Origin of the sequence: Vogesella oryzagri, from assembly GCF_040148885.1 — a bacterium.
GTDB classification, from domain to species: Bacteria; Pseudomonadota; Gammaproteobacteria; order Burkholderiales; family Chromobacteriaceae; genus Vogesella; species Vogesella oryzagri.
This window is the reverse complement of sequence record NZ_JBEFLD010000008.1, coordinates 21,316-42,204: the sequence shown is the minus strand read 5'-3', so window position 1 is coordinate 42,204 and position 20,889 is coordinate 21,316. Positions and strand designations below refer to the sequence as shown.

Annotated in this window: 17 protein-coding genes; 5 read left to right on the top strand and 12 right to left on the bottom strand. The window is 67.5% G+C overall.

Annotated elements, in window-relative coordinates; translation table 11 throughout:
- Positions 1-10: 10 nt before the first annotated feature.
- The 8 genes from ABNW52_RS15040 to ABNW52_RS15000 form a co-directional block, all read right to left on the bottom strand.
- On the bottom strand, positions 11-457 hold the full coding sequence (locus ABNW52_RS15040) for a DoxX family protein (protein ID WP_349589488.1): 447 nt from the start codon (positions 455-457) through the stop codon (positions 11-13).
- The gene (locus tag ABNW52_RS15035) at positions 454-1,206 is read right to left on the bottom strand and encodes an HvfC/BufC N-terminal domain-containing protein (RefSeq protein ID WP_349589486.1); all 753 of its coding nucleotides are present in this window, start codon (positions 1,204-1,206) and stop codon (positions 454-456) included. Before ABNW52_RS15035 ends, ABNW52_RS15040 begins: the two co-directional genes overlap by 4 nt.
- Positions 1,203-2,042 (bottom strand): MNIO family bufferin maturase, encoded by an 840-nt coding sequence (gene bufB, locus ABNW52_RS15030; RefSeq protein WP_349589484.1) that lies wholly within the window; start codon positions 2,040-2,042, stop codon positions 1,203-1,205. Before bufB ends, ABNW52_RS15035 begins: the two co-directional genes overlap by 4 nt.
- 143 nt (positions 2,043-2,185) lie before the next feature.
- Positions 2,186-2,443: a BufA1 family periplasmic bufferin-type metallophore gene (locus tag ABNW52_RS15025; protein WP_349589482.1), complete on the bottom strand. Its 258-nt coding sequence runs from the start codon at positions 2,441-2,443 to the stop codon at positions 2,186-2,188.
- A gap of 289 nt (positions 2,444-2,732) precedes the next feature.
- Positions 2,733-3,362: a 7-carboxy-7-deazaguanine synthase gene (queE, locus tag ABNW52_RS15020; protein ID WP_349589480.1), complete on the bottom strand. Its 630-nt coding sequence runs from the start codon at positions 3,360-3,362 to the stop codon at positions 2,733-2,735.
- Between the two features lie 10 nt (positions 3,363-3,372).
- Positions 3,373-4,389, bottom strand: a complete 1,017-nt coding sequence (locus ABNW52_RS18625; protein WP_465270729.1) for a 6-pyruvoyl trahydropterin synthase family protein — start codon at positions 4,387-4,389, stop codon at positions 3,373-3,375.
- Positions 4,390-4,391: 2 nt separating this feature from the next.
- Positions 4,392-5,087, bottom strand: a complete 696-nt coding sequence (gene queC, locus ABNW52_RS15005; protein ID WP_349589478.1) for a 7-cyano-7-deazaguanine synthase QueC — start codon at positions 5,085-5,087, stop codon at positions 4,392-4,394.
- A gap of 150 nt (positions 5,088-5,237) precedes the next feature.
- Positions 5,238-6,149, bottom strand: a complete 912-nt coding sequence (locus ABNW52_RS15000; RefSeq protein WP_349589475.1) for a diacylglycerol/lipid kinase family protein — start codon at positions 6,147-6,149, stop codon at positions 5,238-5,240.
- Between the two features lie 143 nt (positions 6,150-6,292).
- On the opposite strand from ABNW52_RS15000, the gene ABNW52_RS14995 reads away from it, so the two are divergent.
- The 3 genes from ABNW52_RS14995 (at position 6,293) to ABNW52_RS14985 (ending at position 8,671) form a co-directional block, all read left to right on the top strand.
- Complete coding sequence (locus ABNW52_RS14995; RefSeq protein WP_465270728.1) at positions 6,293-7,057, top strand: DeoR/GlpR family DNA-binding transcription regulator; 765 nt, start codon at positions 6,293-6,295, stop codon at positions 7,055-7,057.
- Positions 7,058-7,268: 211 nt separating this feature from the next.
- Positions 7,269-7,853, top strand: a complete 585-nt coding sequence (locus ABNW52_RS14990; RefSeq protein WP_349589473.1) for a uracil-DNA glycosylase family protein — start codon at positions 7,269-7,271, stop codon at positions 7,851-7,853.
- 65 nt (positions 7,854-7,918) lie between these two features.
- Positions 7,919-8,671 carry a substrate-binding periplasmic protein gene (locus tag ABNW52_RS14985; RefSeq protein WP_349589470.1) on the top strand — a complete coding sequence of 251 codons (753 nt, stop codon included), beginning with the start codon at positions 7,919-7,921 and terminating at the stop codon, positions 8,669-8,671.
- Here ABNW52_RS14985 and glpD read toward each other — a convergent pair.
- The 3 genes from glpD to glpK all read right to left on the bottom strand — a co-directional run bounded on the left by glpD (position 8,668) and on the right by glpK (position 12,711).
- A complete protein-coding gene (gene glpD, locus ABNW52_RS14980) occupies positions 8,668-10,185 on the bottom strand; it encodes a glycerol-3-phosphate dehydrogenase (RefSeq protein ID WP_349589468.1) in 1,518 nt (505 codons plus the stop codon). The genes ABNW52_RS14985 and glpD overlap by 4 nt on opposite strands.
- Positions 10,186-10,373: 188 nt before the next feature.
- Positions 10,374-11,078 (bottom strand): MIP/aquaporin family protein, encoded by a 705-nt coding sequence (locus ABNW52_RS14975; RefSeq protein WP_349589466.1) that lies wholly within the window; start codon positions 11,076-11,078, stop codon positions 10,374-10,376.
- Positions 11,079-11,208: 130 nt separating this feature from the next.
- Positions 11,209-12,711 carry a glycerol kinase GlpK gene (glpK, locus tag ABNW52_RS14970; protein ID WP_349589463.1) on the bottom strand — a complete coding sequence of 501 codons (1,503 nt, stop codon included), beginning with the start codon at positions 12,709-12,711 and terminating at the stop codon, positions 11,209-11,211.
- Positions 12,712-13,096: 385 nt separating this feature from the next.
- Here glpK and ABNW52_RS14965 point away from each other — a divergent pair, with 385 nt between their 5' ends.
- Together ABNW52_RS14965 and ABNW52_RS14960 are read left to right on the top strand one after the other, a co-directional pair.
- Entirely contained in the window at positions 13,097-18,814 is a 5,718-nt protein-coding gene (locus ABNW52_RS14965; protein ID WP_349589461.1) for a PAS domain S-box protein, read from the top strand.
- Positions 18,815-18,870: 56 nt separating this feature from the next.
- Positions 18,871-20,022, top strand: coding sequence for a response regulator (locus ABNW52_RS14960; RefSeq protein WP_349589458.1), 1,152 nt, complete (start codon positions 18,871-18,873; stop codon positions 20,020-20,022).
- 67 nt (positions 20,023-20,089) lie between these two features.
- Here the strand turns inward: ABNW52_RS14960 and ABNW52_RS14955 are convergent, their stop codons facing one another.
- On the bottom strand, positions 20,090-20,773 hold the full coding sequence (locus ABNW52_RS14955; protein ID WP_349589455.1) for a type 1 glutamine amidotransferase domain-containing protein: 684 nt from the start codon (positions 20,771-20,773) through the stop codon (positions 20,090-20,092).
- Positions 20,774-20,889: the final 116 nt, after the last annotated feature.

Here is a 20,889-nt window from a genome sequence, read left to right as displayed (position 1 = left end):
CCGGCGTGCGTCATCCAAACCGTTGTTTGACTGCCTGATCCAGTGCCAGCCGGCCGGGGCCGGCAGCCAGCAGCAGCGCCAGCATCAGTCCCCACACCAGGTGGAATTCCAGCGCCGTACCTTGCAGCGCATGCCAGTAGCTGATCACCGCCATGAGGTTGAGCACCGTCAGCCCCAGCGCGGCAAAGCGCCCGCACAGCCCGACCAGCAGCAGTGGCGGCAACAGCAGCTCGCCGCTGGCACCCAGCACCGCCGCCAGCGCCGGCGGCAGCAGCGGCACGTGGTACTCCTCGGTGAACAGCAGCAAGGTGGTGTCCCAGTCCGCCAGCTTGGTGAGGCCGGAGGCGAAGAACACCTTGGCCAGATACAGGCGCATGGCCAGCAGCACTACCGGCTGCAGCCCGCGCTCCAGCAGCGGGCCGACCCGTTGGCCGCAACGTAGCAAGGTGGCGATCATGATGGCTCCTTCACGGTAGAGAGTGCGCCGCTGTGCAGCAACAGCAGCAGCGCCGCCTGCAGGTCGAAGCCGGCATCCTGCGCCAGCGCGGCGGTGGTGGCTTCGTCCAGCGTGTTGCCGCAGTACAGCGCGTGGCAGAACGCCGCCGCGGCGCTGTCCAGCGCCGTCAGCTGCATGCGGCCAACGTGGTCGCGGTACAGCAGCAGCGGTTGCGCCTGCTGCATGTCCACCACGGTGTGCTCGCCGTCCGGCTGGTGCCAGGCGTGGATGGCGGCCAGTGGCCAGCGCGACAGCAGCACCGTTGCTGCCGGTTGAAAGCCGAAGCGCAGTTGTCCCCAGCTGGCGGGCGGCACGGCGGCAAGGTTGGCCGCATCGTAGCGTGGCGCGTCCGGGGCGTAGTAGCCGCAGTGCAGCGCCCATTCCAGGCGCGCCACGTCCGGCAAATACGGCAGCTCGGCACAGGGCGCAAAGCCGGCGATGAAGTCGGCCAGCGTGGCGCCGTAGTGGTGCAGATTGCCGCTGCGCGACGGCGTGGCGCGCACGTATTCGCGTGTCAGGCCGTCGAAGAATTCGCTGCCCAGCAGCTGGCGGCAGAGCGGGTAGGCCAGCGCCAGCATCTCCATCAGCCCGACGCGGTAATTGTTGCGATACACCGCCAGCGCGGCGGCGGGAAACCCAGGTGCCGGCTGCCACTGCGGGTCGGTGATGGCGGCTAGCAGGTCGGCCTGCCAGTGGGTGGCGGTGGTCATGGCTGGCAATCCTGTAGCAGGCGCTGGGCGCGGGCGGCTTCTGCCTGCAGCGTATCCAGCGGCGGCAGGTCGATGTCCCATTCGATCAGCGTCGGCCGTGGGCCAAAGCGCGCCAGCACCTGCTGGTACAGTGTCCATACTGGCGGGTGCACCGGCTGGCTGTGGGTGTCCACCAGTAGGTGGCTGCCGTCGTCGAACTGGCGCGTGCTGTAGCCGGCAAGGTGGATTTCGCCGATGGCCTCGGCCGGCAGCGCCGCCAGGTAGGCGGCCACGTCGGTACCCAGGTTCTGCTGGTTGACGTACAGATTGTTCACGTCTAGCAGGATGCCGCAGCCGGTGCGGGCGACCAGCTCGGCCAGAAACTCGGCCTCGCTCATGTCGTTGTCCGGAAACTGCAGGTAGGCGGACAGGTTTTCCAGCAGCAGTGGGCGGCCGATGGCGTCCTGTGCCTCGGCAACGTTGGCCGCAACGCAGTCCAGCAGGTCGCGGGTGTAGGGCAGCGGCAGCAGGTCATTGGCGTAGTGGCCGCCGGCAGCGTGGTTGTAGGCCAGGTGCTCGGATACCGCCGCCGCCGGCACCGCCTGCAGCAGCCGGCGCAGCGCGGCCAGGTGGTCGCGGTCCGGCCGCGCCGCCGAGCCCAGCCCCAGGCCGACACCGTGCAAGGACAGCGGGTAGTGTGCAGCCAGGGTTTGCAGCATCGCCAGCGGCTGGCCGCCGGCAAAGAAGTTCTCGCTGTGCAGCTCCAGCCAGCCAAGCGGCGGCAACTGCTCCAGTACCTGGCGGTAGTGGGGATGGCGCAGGCCGATGCCGGCGCAAACGGGCAGGGTGGTGTTCATGATGGGCACGGGTGCTGGGTCGCGAGTGTTGCCGAGGTCGGCGCGGTTACCGATCGGTCTCCCCCGGGGATGGCGGCACCGCCTCTGGCCAGGCAGCCAGAATGACCGGAAGCGGTGCCGCCGCGGGGGCGGGACAGGGGTGATTATTTCTTCATCGGCTCCAGCATGCCGCCCATCTGGGTGCAGCTGCCCATGGCCACGTATTTCCAGTCCATCGGGTCTTTGTCGACTTTGGCCTGGCCGGCACAGCTGTGGCCGGCGGCGGCGCAGTCGTTCTTGCCGGCCATGGCCACGCCATAGCATTTTTCCTTGGCGTCGGCGGCAACGGCGGGGGCGGCCACGCTCATGGCCACCATGGCGGTGAGGGCGGAGGCGATCAGGGTTTGGCTGGTAACGGACATGATGAAACTCCTGTAAGGGTGGGGTTGGCAAACGCGCAATGTATCGCGTTCGGGGCTTTAGTCGCCGTGCCGGGCGGGAGATTACAGCAAGTGGCGAAATTTTTTTTGCGGGGCGGCAAGGGGGCAGAGGGGGGGCTGCGGCCAACGTTGGCACCGTTTCTGCTGGGCAACGGCACCTGCCCGGGGTCATGGCTGGCATCTTGCAACGGCTTCGCTGCGGTTTGCCGCTTCTCCCCGCAAACGACAAGGCCGCCCTGCGGGCGGCCTTGTACCTGAGGTGGCGAGCGCCTCAGCGGATGTTCACCACCTTGTGCGTCTGCACCGACAGCCGCCACGCCGGGTGCGCCATGCACCAGGCAATCGCCTCGCGGGTGTTCTGGCGCTGCAGCGGGCTGTCCATCGGTTGCAGGTACAGGTGCTCGAACGCCAGATCGGCCGGCAGTTCGGACGGCAGCAGCGTAGGCTGCGGGAACACCAGTTTCAGCTCGTTGCCGCTGCGCTGTACCCAATCGGCGCCGGCCTTGGGGCTGACGCAGATCCAGTCGATGCCGGCCGGGGCCGGCAGGCTGCCGTTGGTTTCCACCGCCACTTCGAAGCCCACCGCGTGCATGGCGTCCACCAGCGCGGCATCCAGCTGCAGCAGCGGCTCGCCGCCGGTGAACACCACATAGGGTTGGCCGCCTTCGCCCTGCCATGTGGCGGCAATGCGCGCGGCCAGCTCGGCGGCGGTGGGGAACTTGCCGCCGTCGTCGCCGGTGCCGACAAAATCGGTATCGCAGAACTGGCAGATGGCCTTGCTGCGGTCTTCCTCGCGGCCGGACCACAGATTGCAGCCGCTGAAACGGCAGAACACTGCGGCGCGGCCGGCCTGACGGCCTTCGCCCTGCAGGGTGTAGAAAATTTCTTTCACGGTATACATGGCGCGCCCCTTACTGGCCGAACAGCAGCGGCCAGCGCATGTCGCCGTGCCAGCTCAGCGATACGCCATGCTGCGGCGTGCTCATCAGGTCGATGCGTGCCAGCTCCGGTACCCGGCCCTTGAGCTGGCCGTGCACCCACTCCACCACGCTGGCGCTGTCGCTGCCCTGAATGCCCGGTAGCTGGTCCAGCGGGTTATGGTCCAGCTGGCGGTAGATCGGCTTGAAGCGTTCCTTCACGTCGCCGAAATCCAGCACCCAGCCCATTACCGCGTCCAGCTTGCCCTGCAGCACCAGGCGGATCAGGTAGCTGTGGCCGGTGTAGTGGCCTTCGCCGTCGAACGGCACCGCGCTTTCGAAGTGCTGTTCCTTCCAGATGCGGAAGGTCTCGCCGTCGTACTGGCTGCCGGCGGTGTGGGTTTCGCGTACCTCCACCCAGGCCAGGCCGGCCAGCGCCGGCTGCAGCTGCTGGTACAGCCAGGCGGCCATCACTTCGCTGGTGGGGTTTTCCAGGCCGGGGATGTCGTTGAGGTAGCGGTGGTTGAGGCGCGCGAACAGCGGCGGCCAGGCCTTGAGCAGGATGTCGTTAACGCTGGCCTTGTCGGCGGCGGCGACGATGCGCACGCCAAAGCCGTGGCCGTGCAGGCGGCCGCACTTGTGCCCCGGCGGCACGTGTGGCAGCTGGTGTGCCGCTTCGAAGCGGGTGTCCAGATACACATAGGCGTCGCCGTTTTCACCCAGCAGCACGCCGCGATCCGGCGCGCTGGCCAGATGCAGGTCTACCGGCAGGCTGCACTGCGCGGCCAGATGCTGCGCCAGTGCCAGATCGCCGCAGTACTCCAGCTTGTGGTTCAGATGGCAGTAGTTGAGCGCGGCGGCGGCGTGTTGCAGCTCGGCGCCCAGTGTCAGTTGGCCAGGGACCGCATTGGCGCGTGCCAGCACGCGGAAGCTGTGGCCGTGTTCGCCGATGCCCGGCAGCGTGCGCGCGGCTTCGAAACCGGCGGCGGCCAGTTGGTTGTGACTGTTCATGTTCAGGCTCCGCGGGTACGTACGAGCAGCGGATCGGCCACCCCGGCCTCGGCAAAGCCCTTGGCGCGCAGTTCGCAGGCGGCGCAATGGCCGCACGGCGGCACTTCGCCGTTGTAGCAGGTGTGGCTGTAGGCCATGGCGGCCATGGCGCCGACGTCCTGCGCCAGCTGTACGGTCTCCGCCTTGCTCATGAACATCAGCGGCGTGTGCAGGGTGACGCGGCTGTCCATGCCCAGCCGCAGCGCCAGCTCCAGCGCCTTCAGCGTGTTCTCGCGGCAGTCCGGGTAGCCGGAATAATCCGTCTGCGCTACGCCGGTGACCACGTGCTCGATGCCGCGGGTGTAGGCAAAGGCGGCGGCAAAGCTGAGGAACACCAGGTTGCGGCCCGGCACGAAGGTGTTGGGCAGCGCGCTGTCGTCATCGGCGCGGGCGCCGGCTTCCGGCGTGATGCTGTCGTCGGTCAGCGCATTGCCGCCGATGGCGGCGAAGGTGTCGATCGGCAGTACGGTCTGGCGCACGCCGGCCATGGCGGCCACCTGGCGCGCGGCGTCCAGCTCCACGCGGTGGCGCTGGCCGTAGTCGAAGGTCACGGCCTCTACGTTGGCCGCGCCGAATTCGCGCAGCGCCCAGTACAGGCAAGTGGTGGAGTCCTGGCCGCCAGAAAGGACAACCAGGGCTTTACGGGTGTTGTTGTGCATGGTTCCGTCGAAAAACAGTCGAATGGATGGCGTGGCGCACGGGATCGGTCTCACCCGGCGCGGCGAACCGGGTATTTTAGCGCACTATCGCCTTGAGTTGACTGGCTTTTTTGCGCGGCGTGCCGGTGGCGGCCAACGTTGCCGGCTGGCTTACCAGCCGGCCAGGCAGTTCAGCGCCGCCGGTTCGATGTCGAAGCGCACCGGGGTGGCGCCATACAGCTCGCCGTCCAGCTCCAGCGGACAGCGACGGGCATCACCGTCCACCGTCAGCGAGCGGCCGCGCAGGTAGCGGATGCGCGGGTCGTCCAGCCGCTGGGCGCGGCGCAGCTGCGGCAGCAGGCGGAGAAAGTCCAGGCTGCCGGCATTGCCGATCAGCACCACGTCCAGCAGGCCGTCGTTGCAGCGCGCGTCCGGCGCGATGCCCAGCCCGCTGCCGAAGTAGCGGCCGTTGGCGGCGGATACGCAGGTGAAGCGGCCGGTGATCGGCTCGCCATCCAGCATCAGCCGCATCGGCTGCGGCTGCCATGCCAGCAGCGCGCTGCTGACCGCACTGTAGAACGCCAGGCTGGCCGGCAGCCGGGACGGCAGGCGCTTCACCCGGCGTACGATGTCGCTGCTGATGCCGATGGAGCCGATATTGTTGCACCAGCGCACGTTGCCATCGGCCAGGGTGACGCGGATCAGGTCCAGCGCGTGCACGCGCCCGGCGGCGATCATCGCCAGCAGCCGTGACAGGCTGTCGCCGCTTTTCAGGCTGCGGGCAAAGTCGTTGCCGGTGCCGGTGGGCAGCACGCCCAGCACCACGTTGTCGCGCCGCGCCGCCGGCACGCTCATCAGGCCGTTGACCACCTCGTGCACGGTGCCGTCGCCGCCGACGGCAATCACCCAGTGCGCGCCGGACAGTGCCGCCTCGCGAGCAAAGCGGGTGGCGCTGTCGGCAGAGCTGGTCAGCAGCACGTCGATGTCGAAGCTGCCGCGCAGTGGCGCCAGCTGCGCTTCGGCCAGCCCTTGCGGGTTGTGGCGGCCGTGGACGATGAAAACGATGCGGGGCAGCTTGGTCATGGCGCGGGCAGGGCGAAAAATGAATGCCGGCATTATCGGCGTTTGCCGCGCGGCGGCAAGCCGGCTGTGCGATGCACGCGGCTTGCGGCCAACCTTGTGGCCTCGGTTACAATGCCCGGTCATCATTTTCACCGTGCCGCCGCATGCTGATCCTCAATCAACGCCAGAAAGACCTGCTTGCCTGGGTAAACCGCGAGGGCTATGTGTCGGTGGACCGGTTGGCCGCGCAGTTCCAGGTCACCACCCAGACCATCCGCCGCGATATCACCCTGCTGGCGGAAAACCAGCTGCTGCAGCGCTACCACGGTGGCGCCAGCGTGCTGTCCAGCGTGGAGAACGTGGCCTACGACGCGCGCCAGGTGCTGATGGCGGAGGAGAAACGCCGCATCGCCCGCGCGGTGGCGGCGGAAATCCCGGACAACGCCTCGCTGTTCATCAACCTCGGCACCACCACCGAGGAGGTAGCGCGCGCGCTGTCGCAGCACCGCGGCCTGCGGGTGATTACCAACAACTTCCACATCGCCAACCTGATGTGCGATTACCCGGACTGCGAGGTGCTGGTGGCCGGCGGTAGCCTGCGCAAGCGCGACCGCGGCCTGACCGGCGAGGCCACGGTGCAGTTCATCCGCCAGTTCAAGGTCGACTACGGCATCATCGGCATTTCCAGCATCGAGCACGACGGCACGCTGCGCGATTACGACTACCGCGAGGTGCTGACCAGCCAGGCCATCCTGCAGCAATCACGCCAGGTGTGGCTGGTGGCGGATCATTCCAAGTTCGAGCGCCCGGCGATGGTGGAGCTGGGCCATCTGTCGCAGGTGGATGCGCTGTTTACCGACAGCCCGGTCAGCGCCCAGCTGCAGGAAGTGCTAGAGAAGGGCAACACGCGGCTGGTGGTGGCGGCGTAAGCCTGCCCGCCAGCCGGCGGTCATGCCCATGCCGCGACCACGGCGGCCGGCTGCGTGCCATGGCCTGCGGCGGCGCGGCTAGACAACGGCGCACTTGTGCCAGCCCTGCACTATCATTCCATTCATCCCCTCCGCCATTGCTACCCCACGGACGCCGAGCCGCCATGCCTGTGCTGCCCATCCTTAACGACTCCCGGCCAGGACGCCGCCGATGACTGCCTGCGCGCAACTGCTGGCCGAGGTGCGCGCCTGCCGGCTGTGTGCGGCCAACCTGCCGCTGGGGCCGCGCCCCTTGCTGCAGCTGGCGCCCGGCGCGCGCATCCTGCTTGTCGGCCAGGCGCCGGGGCGCAAGGCACACGAGCGCGGCGTGCCGTTCGACGATGCCAGCGGCGAGCGCCTGCGGCAGTGGCTGGGAGTGGACCGCGCCTGTTTCTACGACCCGCAGCAGATCGCGATTCTGCCGATGGGGCTGTGCTACCCCGGCAGCAGCAAATCCGGCGACCTGCCTCCGCGGCCGGAATGCGCGCCGCAATGGCGGAGCGCCTTGCTGGCGCAGCTGCCGCAGCGGCAGTTGACGCTGGTGCTGGGGCAGTACGCGCTGGCCTGGCACCTGCCGCAGTACTCCACGGTGACGGCGGCAGTGGCGGATTGGCAGGCCACGCTGGCGGCTGGCGTGCTGGCGCTGCCGCATCCCAGCCCGCGCAACCAGCGCTGGCGCAGTCAGCACCCGTGGTTTCAGGCCGCAGTGCTGCCAGCGTTGCAGGCGCGGGTCGCCCGACTGCTGGCCACGCCATGACATCGGCTTTGGCAAGCCGGCGGATGCTGGCATACCATGGCGTATGCCAATGACGAGTAGCGCGCATGATTTTCCGTTCTAGCTGGCTGCTGCTGCTGGCCAGCCCCGCCCTGGCGGCCCCCGCCGGCTACCATTTTGTTACCGAGTCATTCCCGCCCTACAGCTATGCCAGCGACCAGGCGGCCGGGCCGATGGCGGATGTGCTGCGCGCGGTGTGCGGCAAGCTGGCGCTGCCGTGCCGCATCGAGGTGCTGCCGTGGCGGCGGGCGCTGCAGCTGGCGGAGGATGGCCGGGTGGACGGGATTTTCACCGTGGTGAACATGGCGCAGCGCCGGCATTACTTTCATATCAGCCCGCCGGTGATCCGCGCGCGCTACGCCTTTGCCGAGCAGGCCAGCAGCCCGACGCCGTGGCGTTCGGTGGCGGATATCGCCGGCCGCACCATCGGCGTGTATGGCCCGTCGGCCACCGAACAGGCGCTGCGCGAACTGGGCAGCGGGCTGACGTATCAGGCCAGCGAGGAAACCGACAATCTGGTGGCGCTGCGCAAGTTGGCCGCCGGTCGCTATGGTCGCAACGGCCTGGTGCTGGTGAACGAGGGCGCGGCGCAGTGGCTGATCAGCCACCAGCAGATTGGCGGCGTGCGTCTGCTGCCGCCGGTGCGCGAGCTGCTGTATTCGTTCGGGCTGTCGCGCCAGCGGGTGGATGCCGCCGATGCGGCGCGTTTTGCCGCCGCCTTGCAGCAATTGTGCCGCAGCGGCGACATGGCGCGGCTGGTGCGCCGCTACCAGCTGCAGCCGGCCAGCTGCCAGCCTTAGCCGGTGCGCAGCAGGCCGGCGTCGGCCGCCTGGCGCTGGTACGTTGCCAGCCAGGCCGCCACCGCGGCGTCGGCGCCGGCCGGCAGGTGCAGGCGCAGCTTGCTGCGCCGCCACAGGATGTCTTCTGCCGTGGTGGCCCATTCTTCTGCTACCAGATAACGCAGTTCCGCCTCGTACAGGCCGGGCTGCACTTCGTGGCCCAGCTCCGCCAGGCTGCCGGCACTGCCCAGCAGCATGAACACGCGGCTGCCATAGGCGCGCGCCAGGCGGGCGGCCAACGTGGCCGGCAGCCATGGCTTGCTGGTGTTCAGCTGGCGCAGGAAGGTGTCGAAGTCGCCATCCGGCAGATCGCCGCCCGGCAGCGTGCTGCCGGCGGTCCAGCTTGGCCGCATATTGCCCAGCAGCGGCGCCAGCTGGTCCACCACTTGTTCCGCCAGCTTGCGGTAGGTGGTGATCTTGCCGCCGAACACCGACAGCAGCGGCGCGCCGTCGCTGTCCAGCTCCAGCGCGTAGTCGCGGGTGACGCCGCTGGCATCGCCATGCTCGTCGTCCAGCAGCGGACGCACACCGGAGTAGGTGGCCACCACGTCGGCCGGGCCGATCTGGCGCTCGAAATAGCGGTTGCTCATCGCGCACAGATAGGCGATCTCGTCGCCGTCGATCGCCACCTGGTTGGCGTCGCCATGGAAATCCACGTCGGTGGTGCCGATCAGGGTGAACTCCTGCTCGTAGGGGATGGCGAAGATGATGCGCTTGTCCGGGTTCTGGAAGATGTAGGCAAACGGGTGCTCGAACAGCTTGTTCACGATGATGTGGCTGCCCTTCACCAGGCGGATGGCCTTGCTGGCTGGCGCGTGGATCACCCCGCCCAGCAGCTGCTGCACCCACGGCCCGGCGGCATTCACCAGCGCGCGGGCGCGTACCTCACGTTGGCCGCGTGCATCCTGCAGCGTGCAGATCCAGCCGTCGCCGTTACGGCGGGCGGCGACACAGGCGGTGCGGGTCAGCACCGTGGCGCCGCGCTGGGCGGCATCCATGGCGTTGAGCACCACCAGCCGCGCATCGTTGACCCAGCCGTCGGAATAGACAAAACCCTGGTGGTAGCGGCTTTTCAGCGGGGCACCGGCCGGGTGGCGGTCGAAGCGGATGCGCTGGCTGCCGGCCAGGCGGCGGCGCCGTGCCAGGTGGTCGTACAGGAACAGCCCGCAGCGGATCAGCCACGCCGGGCGCTGTTCGGCGTCGTGCGGCATCACGAAGCGCAGCGGCCACATGATGTGCGGCGCGGCGTCCAGCAGCACTTCGCGCTCCTGCAGCGCCTTTTTCACCAGCGAGAACTCGTAGTACTCCAGATAGCGCAAGCCGCCGTGAATCAGCTTGGTGCTGGCGGACGAGGTGTGTGCGGCCAGGTCGTCCTTTTCGCACAGCAATACTTTCAGGCCGCGGCCGGCGGCGTCGCGGGCGATGCCGGCGCCGTTGATGCCGCCACCGATCACGAGCAGGTCATAACTTTCCACGGAGGGTCCTTTGCTGTCTGGCCGGCGGGTAGCGCCGTCGATAATCTGATGATAGAAGATAAGCAAATTCAAACGACAAAACAACATAAAACGAAAATTAATGTTCGAATAATGTTGTATTGATGGCAAAAAAACAGGGCGCACCAGGCGCCCTCAAGGGAGAGAAAGCAATCGCGGTCAGTCGCCGCTCAGGCGATGCCGTGTGCCACCGCCGCCAGGCTGCCGCCCAGCAGCGAACCGAACACCGGAATCCAGGCATAGCGCCAGTCGCTGTCGCGCTTGCCGCGAATCGGCAGCAGCGCGTGCATGATGCGCGGCGCCAGATCGCGCGCCGGACTCATGGCGTAGCCGGTGGTGCCGCCCAGCGACACGCCGATGCCCAGCACCAGCAGTGCCACCGGCAGCGCGTCCATTGCCCCCAGCGAGACCTTGGGCGCCACCATGCTGAGGATGGCGTACACCAGCACGAAGGTGGCCAACACCTCGGACAGCAGGTTGGCCGGCAGGCTGCGGATCGCCGGGCCGGTGCAGAAGGTGGCCAGCTTGCTGTCGGCGCAGTCGGTGCTGTCGAAATGGTCGCGGTAGATCAGCCACACCAGCAGCGCGCCGGCCATGCCGCCGGCCATCTGCGCGGCGACGTAGCCGGGCACGTCGGCCCAGGCGAACTTGCCGGCCACCGCCAGCGCCACGCTCACCGCCGGGTTGAGGTGGGCGCCGCTGATGGCCGCCACGCTGAACACGCCGACGAACACCGCCATCGCCCAGCCGAAGGCCACCACGATCAGGCCGCTGTTGTGGCCCTTGGTGCCTTTCAGCAGCACATTGGCCACCACGCCGTTACCCAGCAGCACCAGCAAGGCGGTACCGATGAATTCTCCAAACAATGCATGCATAAAACTGTCTCCTGACGCCCGCGCGGGTTTGCGGCCAACGTTGGCCGCAGGCAAAAGCCCACCCAGCGCCGGCCGTGCGGGCACGGCGGCGGGCGCGTTGATTGAGGGATGTCGCGGGGCGCGCGCGGGATCAGGCCTGGTCGTTGGCCCAGCCGATGGCGGCGCGGGTGGCGCGCTGCCAGCCGGCCACGTAGCGATCCACCATGTCCTGTGGCAGCGACGGTGCAAAGCAGGTGTCCAGCTGCCACTGGCCCTGGATGTCGTCGGTGCTCTGCCAGTAGCCGACGGCGAGGCCGGCCAGGTAGGCGGCGCCCAGCGCGGTGGTCTCGGTGATCTTCGGCCGTGCCACGCGGGTGCGCAGGATGTCGCTCTGGAACTGCATCAGCACATTGTTGACGCAGGCGCCGCCGTCCACACGCAGCTCGGCGATGGTGATGCCGGAGTCGGCCTGCATCGCGCCCAGCACGTCCATGGTCTGGAAGGCGATGCTGTCCAGCGCGGCGCGGGCGATGTGCGCGGCGCCGGTGCCCTGGGTCATGCCGACGATGGTACCGCGCGCGTCGGAATTCCAGTGCGGGGCACCCAGCCCGGCAAAGGCCGGCACCAGGTACACGCCATCGCTATCGTCCACAGTGGCCGCCAGCGGGCCGACATCGCTGGACTGCTTGATGATGCCCAACCCGTCGCGCAGCCATTTCACTACCGAGCCGCCGATGAAGATGCTGCCTTCCAGCGCGTACTGCACCTTGTCGCCCACCTGCCAGGCAATGGTGGTCAGCAGCTGGTTGTGCGAGGTGATCGGGGTATCGCCGGTATTCATCATCATGAAGCAGCCGGTGCCGTAGGTGTTCTTCACCATGCCTGGCGTGGTGCACTGCTGGCCGAACAGCGCCGCCTGCTGGTCGCCGGCCACGCCGGCGATGGGCACCGACACGCCCAGGTGCGCGGCGTGGGTGTGGCCGTACACTTCGCTGGAGCTTTTCACCGCCGGCAGCATGCTGGCCGGAATGCCGAAGATGTCCAGCAGCGAGGCATCCCACTGCAGGCTGTGGATGTTGTACAGCATGGTGCGCGAGGCATTGGACACGTCGGTGACGTGCACCTGGCCGTGGGTCAGCTGCCAGATCAGCCAGCTGTCGATGGTGCCGAATGCCAGTTTGCCGGCATTGGCGCGTTCGCGCGCGCCCGGCACGTTGTCCAGGATCCAGCGCACCTTGGTGGCGGAGAAGTAGGCATCCACCAGCAGGCCGGTCTTGTCGCGGATGCTGTCGGCCAGGCCGCGGGCGCGGATGTCGTCGCAGAACGGCGCGGTGCGGCGGTCCTGCCACACGATGGCGTTGTACACCGGCTGGCCGGTGTCGCGGTCCCACACCACGGTGGTTTCGCGCTGGTTGGTGATGCCGATGGCCGCCACCTGGCTGCCCGGAATGCCGGCGCGCGCCAGCGTCTCGGCGGCCACGCCGACCTGGCCGGCCCAGATCTCCTGCGGATCGTGTTCTACCCAGCCCGGCTGCGGGTAGATCTGGCGGAACTCCTTCTGTGCGGACGACACGATATTGCCGCCGCGGTCGAACAGGATGGCGCGAGAACTGGTAGTGCCCTGGTCAAACGCCAGGATGTACTGGTCTTGCATTGAAAGTCTCCTTGGGCTGTACGTCTTACTGTTGGTTGTGTTTGTTTTGTGTTTGTTTTTGTACTTAATTTGTTGTTTTTATTTTCGGTGTGATTCTAAGCATCCGTTCTCGGCTGTCAATCCACCAGGTGGCGTAATGCGCAAAAACGGCCGGCCGCCAGTGGCGACTGTGGTGTAGTTGCGCCGTTACATGGCAGCCGGGTGACAAAGCGACTGCCGCTACATTGCAATGCAGCATCCTTGCGCGTTTCGCTGGCCTAACGCCGAGAATTTTCCTAGAGTGAAGCTGCATGCCAGTCGCGTATGCAGACGCCAAGCCAGCCACGGCAGGCCATCCTGCCGGCTGTCGCTGGCTTTCACTTCCATGCAGAGGACTGCTGCCCGCATGAGCGCTACCCGGCCAAGCCCGCCCCATGACGATGCATCGCTGGATGCCTTGCCGCTGCCCGTATTCCGGGCCGCCGCGCCGGGCCGGCTGTTGCACGCCAATGCCGCCTGCTGCCAACTGTTGGCACTGTCCGCGGCCGAGGCGCAGGGGGAGGGCTGGCTGTGTCGCCTGGCCGCGGCGGAGCGACCGCTGCTGCTGGCGGCCTGGCAGCAGGCGCTTGCCGACAAGGTGCCATTCGAATACGCCTGCCGGCTGCAGCTGCCGGCCGGGCCGCAGGATGTGCTGATCCGCGTCGCGGACGGCTATGGCTATCTGCTGGCCGGGGTGGTGCCGGCGGTGCCGCTGCCCGAGGTCGCCGCCAGCAACCTGCCGTATATGGTGTATCGCTGCCGTAACGATAGTGCACGCACGCTGGAATACTGCAGCGGCGGCTGCCTGGCATTGACCGGGCTGCCGGCGGCGGCGCTGCTGGGCCGGCCGGACTACGGCCTGGGCGCCTTGCTGCATGCCGAGGACGCGGCGGTGCAGGAGCAATACTGGCAGCAGCTGCAGGCGCAGCAGCCGTGCAATCTGGAATACCGGCTGGTGGCGGCCGACGGCAGCGTGAAATGGGTGGCCGACGCCTGCCACGGCGTGTACGACGCCGATGGCCAGCTGTTGTACGTGCAGGGCTTCCTGTCCGACATCAGCCATCACCGCCAGCGGCGGCAGCAGCTGCTGGACAACCAGCAACAGCTGCAGGATGCCTACGACCACGCCCCCGAGCTGTTGCTGTCGCTGGACCCGTACAGCGGGCTGGTGCTCAACTGCAATCGCACCTTGCTGGCGACGCTGGGCTACCGGCGCGATGCCTTCGTTGGCCGCGCGATTTTCGACTTCCACCCGCCGGCCAGCCGCCGGCTGCTACAGGAGCGCCTGCTGCCGGCTCTGCTGGCCGGGCAGGAGATAAAGACGGTGGCACTGGAGGTGCTGGCCAGCGACGGCAGCCTGCTGCCGGTGGAGCTGGATATCAGCGTGGTGCGCGATGCACAGGGACGCATCATCCGCGCGCGGGCGCAGTGGCGCAGCCAGCTGGCGCTGCAGCAGCGGCTGTCCAGCATGGAGGCCGACCTGCGCCTGCATGCGCAGATTCTCGACAATATGCTCGAAGGCGTGTGCCTGGTGGATGCCGCCGAGCAGCGCATCCTGTACGCCAACCCGCGCCTGCTGGCGATGTATGGCTACCCGCCGGGCGGCATGAATGGCTTGCCGCTGCTGTGCCTGCAGGCGGAGGACGGGCCGGCATTGCCGCCGGAGGTGCAACTGGCGCTGCAGCAGCAGACCCACTGGCAGGGCGAGTGGCCGGCGCGGCGGCTGGACGGCAGCTGCTTCTGGACGCAGACCGGCATCTCGCTGTTTCGCCACCCGCGTTACGGCCAAGTTTGGCTGGTGTCGCAGCAGGACATCACCACCAGCCGGCAGGCACAGCAGCAACTGGCGCTGTCCACCGCCGAGCTGCAGGCGGTGGCCCGCATCCAGGGCGAATACATCGAGCACCACAACGAGCAGACCACCTACGAAACCGTACTGGCACAGCTGCTGCAGCTCACCGCCAGCGCCTACGGGCTGGTGGGCGAAGTGCTGCATGACGACGACGGGCAGCCGTTCCTGCGTCTGCACGCACTGACCGACATTAGCTGGGACGACGCCTCGCGTGCGGCGTTTGCCAACCGCCTGCACACCGGCATGGAATTCCGCCGGCTGGATACCCTGCTGGGCCAGGTGCTGCAAACCGCACAGCCGGTGCTGAGCAACAACCCGGCCCAGGACCCGCGCGCCGGCGGCCAACCTGTCGGCCATCCGGTGCTGCAGAACTTCATGGCGGTGCCGGTGCTGCACGGCGAGCAGCTGGTCGGGCTGGTCGGCGTTGCCAACCGCGCCGGCGGCTACGACGAACAGCTGCTGGCACTGCTGCAGCCGCTGCTGGTGACCTATGGCCAGGTGATCAGCGCCACCCGCAGCCGCAATGAATTCCGTCTGGCCAGCGAGGCGCTGCGGCAGGCGGAAGAACGCTGGAAGTTCGCCATCGAAGGGGCCGGCCACGGCGTGTGGGACTGGGATATTCCGTCCCAGAAGGTGGAAGGCTCCACCCTGCTGGCGCGCATGCTGGGCTATACCGACGACGAACTTTCCTGCAGCGAAGCGCAATGGCGCGAGCGGATTCACCCGGACGACGTCGAGCTGCTCAACGGCCGCCTGCAGCCGGCGCTGGCCGGGCTGGAAAGCACGTTTGTGACCGAGCACCGCCTGCGGCACAAGGACGGCAGCTATATCTGGGTGCTGGGGCGCGGCATGGTGATTCGCCGCGATGAGCATGGCCAGCCGCTGCGCATGATCGGCACCATGACCGACATCAGCCACAGCAAGGCTACCGAGCTGGCGCTGAAAGCCAACCAGCTGCGGCTGTCCAGCATGATCGAAACCGCTATGGACGGCATCATCACCACCGACGCGGCGCTGAACATCGTGGTGTTCAACCCGGCGGCCGAGCGCATGTTCGGCTATCAGGCCACGCAGATGATTGGCCGGCCGCTGGACTTGCTGCTGCCGGACGGCCGGGCCGAGCACCATCACCAGCTGATGCTGCGCTTTGCCGACGAGGCCGCGCGGGCCGGCGGCATGGCCACGCGCAGCCCGCGCCCGCTGCTGGGAAGGCGTGCCGACGGGGTGCCGTTTCCGGTGGAGGTGTCCATTTCCTACGCCGACAACGGCGGCCAACCTATCTACACCGCGGTGGTGCGCGACATCACCGAGCGCAAGGCAGCGGAAGAGGAGCTGCTGCAACTGGCCACCTCGCTGGAGTACCGCGTGCAGGAACGCACCCGCGAGCTGGAGGTGGCGCGCGAACAGGCCGAAAGCGCCAACCGCGCCAAGAGCAGCTTCCTGGCCAATATGAGCCACGAGATCCGCACCCCGCTCAACAGCGTGCTGGGCATGGCGCACCTGGCGCTGCAAACGCGGCTGGACGCCCGCCAGCGCGATTACCTGGACAAGATCAGCGTCTCCGGCCAGCACCTGCTGGGCCTGATCAACGACATCCTGGATTTTTCCAAGATCGAGGCCGGCAAGCTGGAGCTGGATAGCGGTGACTTCGACCTCAAGGCGCTGCTGGAAGAATTGCGCGGCCTGGTGGCGCAGCGGGCGCAGGAAAAACGGCTGCGGCTGGCGATCGAGCTGGTACCGCAGGTGCCGCGCTATCTGCGTGGCGATGCGCTGCGCTTGCGCCAGGTGCTGCTGAACCTGCTGAGCAATGCCATCAAGTTCACCGAGCACGGCCAGGTGCAGCTGCGGGTGACTGTACAGGCGGATGAGCGCATCGGCTTCAGCGTCTGCGACAGCGGCATCGGCATGACGCCGCAGGTGCAGGCGCGGCTGTTCCAGTCATTCCAGCAGGCCGACAGTTCCACCTCGCGCAAGTACGGCGGCACCGGGCTGGGGCTGGCCATCAGCTACCAGCTGGTGCAGCTGATGGGGGGCAACCTGCAGGTCAGCAGTCAGCCTGGGCAGGGCAGCGAATTCGGCTTCAGCCTGGCGTTGCCGGCAGTGCCGCAGGCACCGCCGCCGCCGGCGGCGCCGCGCCCGGCGCAGGATTACCGGCGTCAGCTGGCCGGCAAGCGCGTATTGCTGGCGGACGATCACCCGTTCAACCAGCAGGTGGCGGCCGAGCTGCTGCAGGCGGTGGGCATCAAGGTCAGCATCGCCGCCGATGGTAACGAGGCGCTGGCGCTGGCGCACCGCCAGTCCTTCGACGCCGTGCTGATGGACATGCAGATGCCCAATCTGGACGGGGTGGAGGCCAGCCGCCAACTGCGGCGCGAGCCGGCGTTTGACCACCTGCCCATCATCGCCATGACCGCTAACGTGGCGACCGAAGACCGTCAGCGCTGCCTGCATGCCGGCATGAACGATTTTGTCGGCAAGCCGGTACAGCCGGCCACGCTATACCACACGCTGAGCTACTGGCTGGATGGCAGCCATAGCCCGGTGCTGGCTGTCGCCGACAGTGCCGCCGCCATACCGGCTGCGGCCAGCCTCCACGATAGTGAACCGCCTCCAGCGCTGCCGGCGGCGCCGTTGCTGCTGGACAGCAGCGTGCTGCACACCATGCTGGGCGATGAGCAGGACAAGCTGCGCCGCTACTGCGACAAGTTTGCCGGCTGGCTGACCGAGGGGCTGGCCGCATTGGACAAGGTGGTGCAACAGCAGGATGGCGATGCGGTGGCGCGCGAAAGCCATCGCCTGAAATCGGTGGCCCGCACCGTGGGCGCGATGGCGCTGGGCGAGGCGCTGGCCGAGCTGGAAAAATGGCCGCAGCAGCGTGGCATCGCTGAGGTTGGCCGCGGCCTGCGCGCGGTGCAGCAATGCTTTGCCGCCACTTGCGACGAGTTGCACCGCCAGCAGCTGCTGTCCAGCCTGCCGCAGCTGCCGGCGGCCGTCAGCGTGGTTGCGGCCAACGTGCCGCAGGGTGCGCCGCGCTTGATGCTGGTGGACGACGACGCCTTCACGCTGGAGCTGCTGCAGCAACAACTGCAAGAGCTGCAGGCCGGGCATGTCATCACCTGCGCCAGCGCGCGCGCGGCCTTGGCGCAGCTGGATAGCCAGCCGACACCGGACTGGCTGATCTGCGATCTGCAAATGCCGGACATGGACGGCATCGCCTTCCTGCGGCTGCTGGGCGAGCTGCACTACCCGGGGCGGGTGGTGATCCTGTCCGGCATGGATAGCCACGTGCTGAAAGCTACCGAGCGGCTGGCACGCTCCTTCGGCCTCAACTTTCAGGGTGCGCTGGGCAAGCCGGTCAGCCGCGATGCGCTGCAGACGCTGCTGCACCAGCCGGGCGCGGATCAGGCGGTGCGGCCGGTACGCAATATGAGCGAGCCGCAGCTGGACGAGGCCGAGCTGCGCCGCGGCCTGCAGCAGGGCGCCATCGAGCTGTACTTTCAGCCCAAGGTGAATACCAGCACCTGGCGCGTCAGCGGCGCCGAATGCCTGGCGCGCTGGCACCACCCGCAGCTGGGTCTGCTGGGGCCGGGGCTGTTCGTGCCGATGATCGAATCGCTGGGGCTGATCGACGAGATGACCTTCGCGGTGCTGAGCCAGGCGCTGCAGCAGCAGCACAGCTGGCAGCAGCAGGGCATCGACCTGCAGCTGGCAGTGAATGTGTCGATGGACAATCTGTCGCGGCTGGACCTGCCGGAGCAGTTTGCCGAGCTGGCGCGGCAGTATGGCGTGGCGCCGGGTGACATCATGCTGGAGATCACCGAAACCCGGCTGGGGCGCGACCATGTGATGTGCCTGGACATCCTCACCCGGCTGCGCATCAAGGGCTTCGGCTTGTCGATCGACGACTTCGGCACCGGCTTTTCCACCATGGAACACCTGATGCGTACGCCGTTTACCGAGCTGAAGATCGACCGCGCCTTCGTCACCGGCGCCAGCCGCGACCCGTGGGCGCGCACCATACTGGAAGAAAGTGTCAGCCTGGGGCGGCGCTTCGCACTGAAACTGGTGGCCGAGGGGGTAGAAACCCAGGACGACCTGGATCTGGTGGTGGCCGCTGGGTGCCAGGACGTGCAGGGGTATTTCATTGCCCGTCCGATGGCGGCGGGAGCGTTTGTGCACTGGCTGCAGCAGTGGCAACAACAGCATGAGACGGTAACGGGCAGCGGACGATAGCAACAGGCACGCCGGTGCGGTACAGGCTGGCGGCGATTGGCAAACAGGGGGCGAACATGGTGACCGATGACGACAGGGCAGTAGTGCTGGTGGTGGATGACGACCGCTTCATGCTGGATTTCATCGCCGACAGTCTGGGCGAGCACTACGCGGTGCACTGCGCCGCCGGCGCGGCAGACGGGCTGCAGCGGGCACGGGCGCTGGCGCCGGCACTGATGCTGGTGGATGTGCTGATGCCGGAGATGGACGGCTACGCGCTGTGTCGCGAAGTGAAGGACGATTTCGACATCGGCGACACGCCGGTGCTGTTCCTGTCGGCGCTGGATGGCATCGAAGATCGCCTGCGCGGCTTTGAAGTGGGCGGCGAGGACTTTGTCACCAAGCCGGTGAACCCGCGCATCCTGCAGGCCAAGGTGGCCAAGGTGCTGGCGCTGCAGCAAGAGCGCAGCCAGCTCAAATCGCAGGCGCAATACGCCACCAGCACCGCCATGACGGCGATGACCAGCATGAGCGAAACCGGGCTGCTGCTGGAGGTGATGAAACGTTTCAACCAGTGCGGCGAAGCGCGCGAGCTGGCGCAGGCGCTGCAGGAGTCGCTGGCGCTGTTCGCGGTGGATGGCGTGGTGGAACTGCTGCTGCAAGGGGGTAGCGGCATCGCGCTCAATGGCCGCGGCCCGGCCAGCGAACTGGAAATCTCGGTGCTGCACCATATGGCCACCATGGATCGCATCACCCAGTTCAAGACCCGCATGTCCATCAGCTACCCGCATTGCCGGCTGGTGGTGACCAATATGCCGGTGGACGACCCGGATCGTTGCGGCCGGCTGCGCGACCATCTGGCCATGTTGCTGGAGGCTGCCGAGGCACGGCTGGCGGCCATCAACAACGCCAGCCTGGCCAGCCGCCGTGGCGATGCCATCAGCGGCACCATCGAAACCCTGACCCGGGTGCTGGCCGATGTCGACCTGCAGCAGCGGCAGAGCCGGGCCGATGCGCTGACGGTGCTCAATGGCGTGCTGATGCGGCTGGAGCAATCCATGGTGGGGCTGGGGTTGACCGAGCGGCAGGAGGAAGCGCTGCTGGCACTGGTGCGCGAAGGGCTGGAGGATGTCTACAGCAGCCAGCAGGCCGAGGCCGGGTTCCAGGATCAGCTGAGCGTGGCGGTGCATGGCCTGCAACAGGCGGTGCACGGTAGCAGCGGCCGTTAGCGCAGATGGCAAAACGCCACACGGCAAGCCGTGTGGCGTGATCTTGGCGGCAAGGTTGGCCGCAGCCTCAGGCTTGCAGCCGTTGCAACAGTGCGTGAGCCACGGCTTCCGACGACGCCGGGTTCTGGCCGGTAATCAGCAGGCCGTCTTCCACCACATGTGATGCCCAGTCGTCGGCTTTCACATACAGCCCGCCGCGGGCTTTCAGGCCGTCTTCCACCAGTAGCGGCACGATATCAGTCAGCTGCACCGCCGCCTCCTCGCTATTGCTGAAGCCGGTGACATGCTTACCGGCCACCAGCGGGCTGCCATCGGCGTTTTGCGCGTTGATCAGTACCGCCGGTGCATGGCACACCGCCGCCACCGGCTTGCCGGCACCGATGGTGGCGGCGATCAGCGCCAGCGAATGCTTGTCGGTAGCCAGATCCCACAGCGGGCCGTGGCCGCCGGGGTAGAACACGCCGTCAAAATCGCTGGCGGTAATGCCGGCCAGCGGCAGTGTCTGCGACAGCTTGGCCTGCAGTGCGGCATCGGCATTGAAGCGCTCGGTAGCCGGGGTACTGAACGCCGGGTCGGCACTCTTGGGGTCGATCGGCGGGTAGCCGCCCTTGGGCGAGGCCAGGGTGATCTGCACGCCGGCATCGGCCAGCAGGTAGTAGGGCGCCGCGAATTCCTCCACCCAGAAACCGGTCTTGTGGCCGGTGTTGCCCAGCGTGTCGTGGCTGGTCAGGACGAACAGCACATGCTTCATGGCACCTCCTCGCGAATTGTTTGCCGGCCTGCGGCCAACCCTGATCGGCAACCGGCGTGACCGGGCGGCCTGTAACAGCAGCATAGTGCAGGCGGCAGGCGGCGGCGCCAGAGCTT

Excerpts from the sequence above, each read along its gene's own strand:
- ABNW52_RS15040 (WP_349589488.1), bottom strand. The coding sequence starts at position 457 with ATGATCGCCACCTTGCTACGTTGCGGCCAACGGGTCGGCCCGCTGCTG.
- ABNW52_RS15035 (WP_349589486.1), bottom strand. The coding sequence starts at position 1,206 with ATGACCACCGCCACCCACTGGCAGGCCGACCTGCTAGCCGCCATCACC.
- bufB (WP_349589484.1), bottom strand. The coding sequence starts at position 2,042 with ATGAACACCACCCTGCCCGTTTGCGCCGGCATCGGCCTGCGCCATCCC.
- ABNW52_RS15025 (WP_349589482.1), bottom strand. The coding sequence starts at position 2,443 with ATGTCCGTTACCAGCCAAACCCTGATCGCCTCCGCCCTCACCGCCATG.
- queE (WP_349589480.1), bottom strand. The coding sequence starts at position 3,362 with ATGTATACCGTGAAAGAAATTTTCTACACCCTGCAGGGCGAAGGCCGT.
- ABNW52_RS18625 (WP_465270729.1), bottom strand. The coding sequence starts at position 4,389 with ATGAACAGTCACAACCAACTGGCCGCCGCCGGTTTCGAAGCCGCGCGC.
- queC (WP_349589478.1), bottom strand. The coding sequence starts at position 5,087 with ATGCACAACAACACCCGTAAAGCCCTGGTTGTCCTTTCTGGCGGCCAG.
- ABNW52_RS15000 (WP_349589475.1), bottom strand. The coding sequence starts at position 6,149 with ATGACCAAGCTGCCCCGCATCGTTTTCATCGTCCACGGCCGCCACAAC.
- ABNW52_RS14995 (WP_465270728.1), top strand. The coding sequence starts at position 6,293 with ATGCTGATCCTCAATCAACGCCAGAAAGACCTGCTTGCCTGGGTAAAC.
- ABNW52_RS14990 (WP_349589473.1), top strand. The coding sequence starts at position 7,269 with ATGACTGCCTGCGCGCAACTGCTGGCCGAGGTGCGCGCCTGCCGGCTG.
- ABNW52_RS14985 (WP_349589470.1), top strand. The coding sequence starts at position 7,919 with ATGATTTTCCGTTCTAGCTGGCTGCTGCTGCTGGCCAGCCCCGCCCTG.
- ABNW52_RS14975 (WP_349589466.1), bottom strand. The coding sequence starts at position 11,078 with ATGCATGCATTGTTTGGAGAATTCATCGGTACCGCCTTGCTGGTGCTG.
- glpK (WP_349589463.1), bottom strand. The coding sequence starts at position 12,711 with ATGCAAGACCAGTACATCCTGGCGTTTGACCAGGGCACTACCAGTTCT.
- ABNW52_RS14965 (WP_349589461.1), top strand. The coding sequence starts at position 13,097 with ATGAGCGCTACCCGGCCAAGCCCGCCCCATGACGATGCATCGCTGGAT.
- ABNW52_RS14960 (WP_349589458.1), top strand. The coding sequence starts at position 18,871 with ATGGTGACCGATGACGACAGGGCAGTAGTGCTGGTGGTGGATGACGAC.
- ABNW52_RS14955 (WP_349589455.1), bottom strand. The coding sequence starts at position 20,773 with ATGAAGCATGTGCTGTTCGTCCTGACCAGCCACGACACGCTGGGCAAC.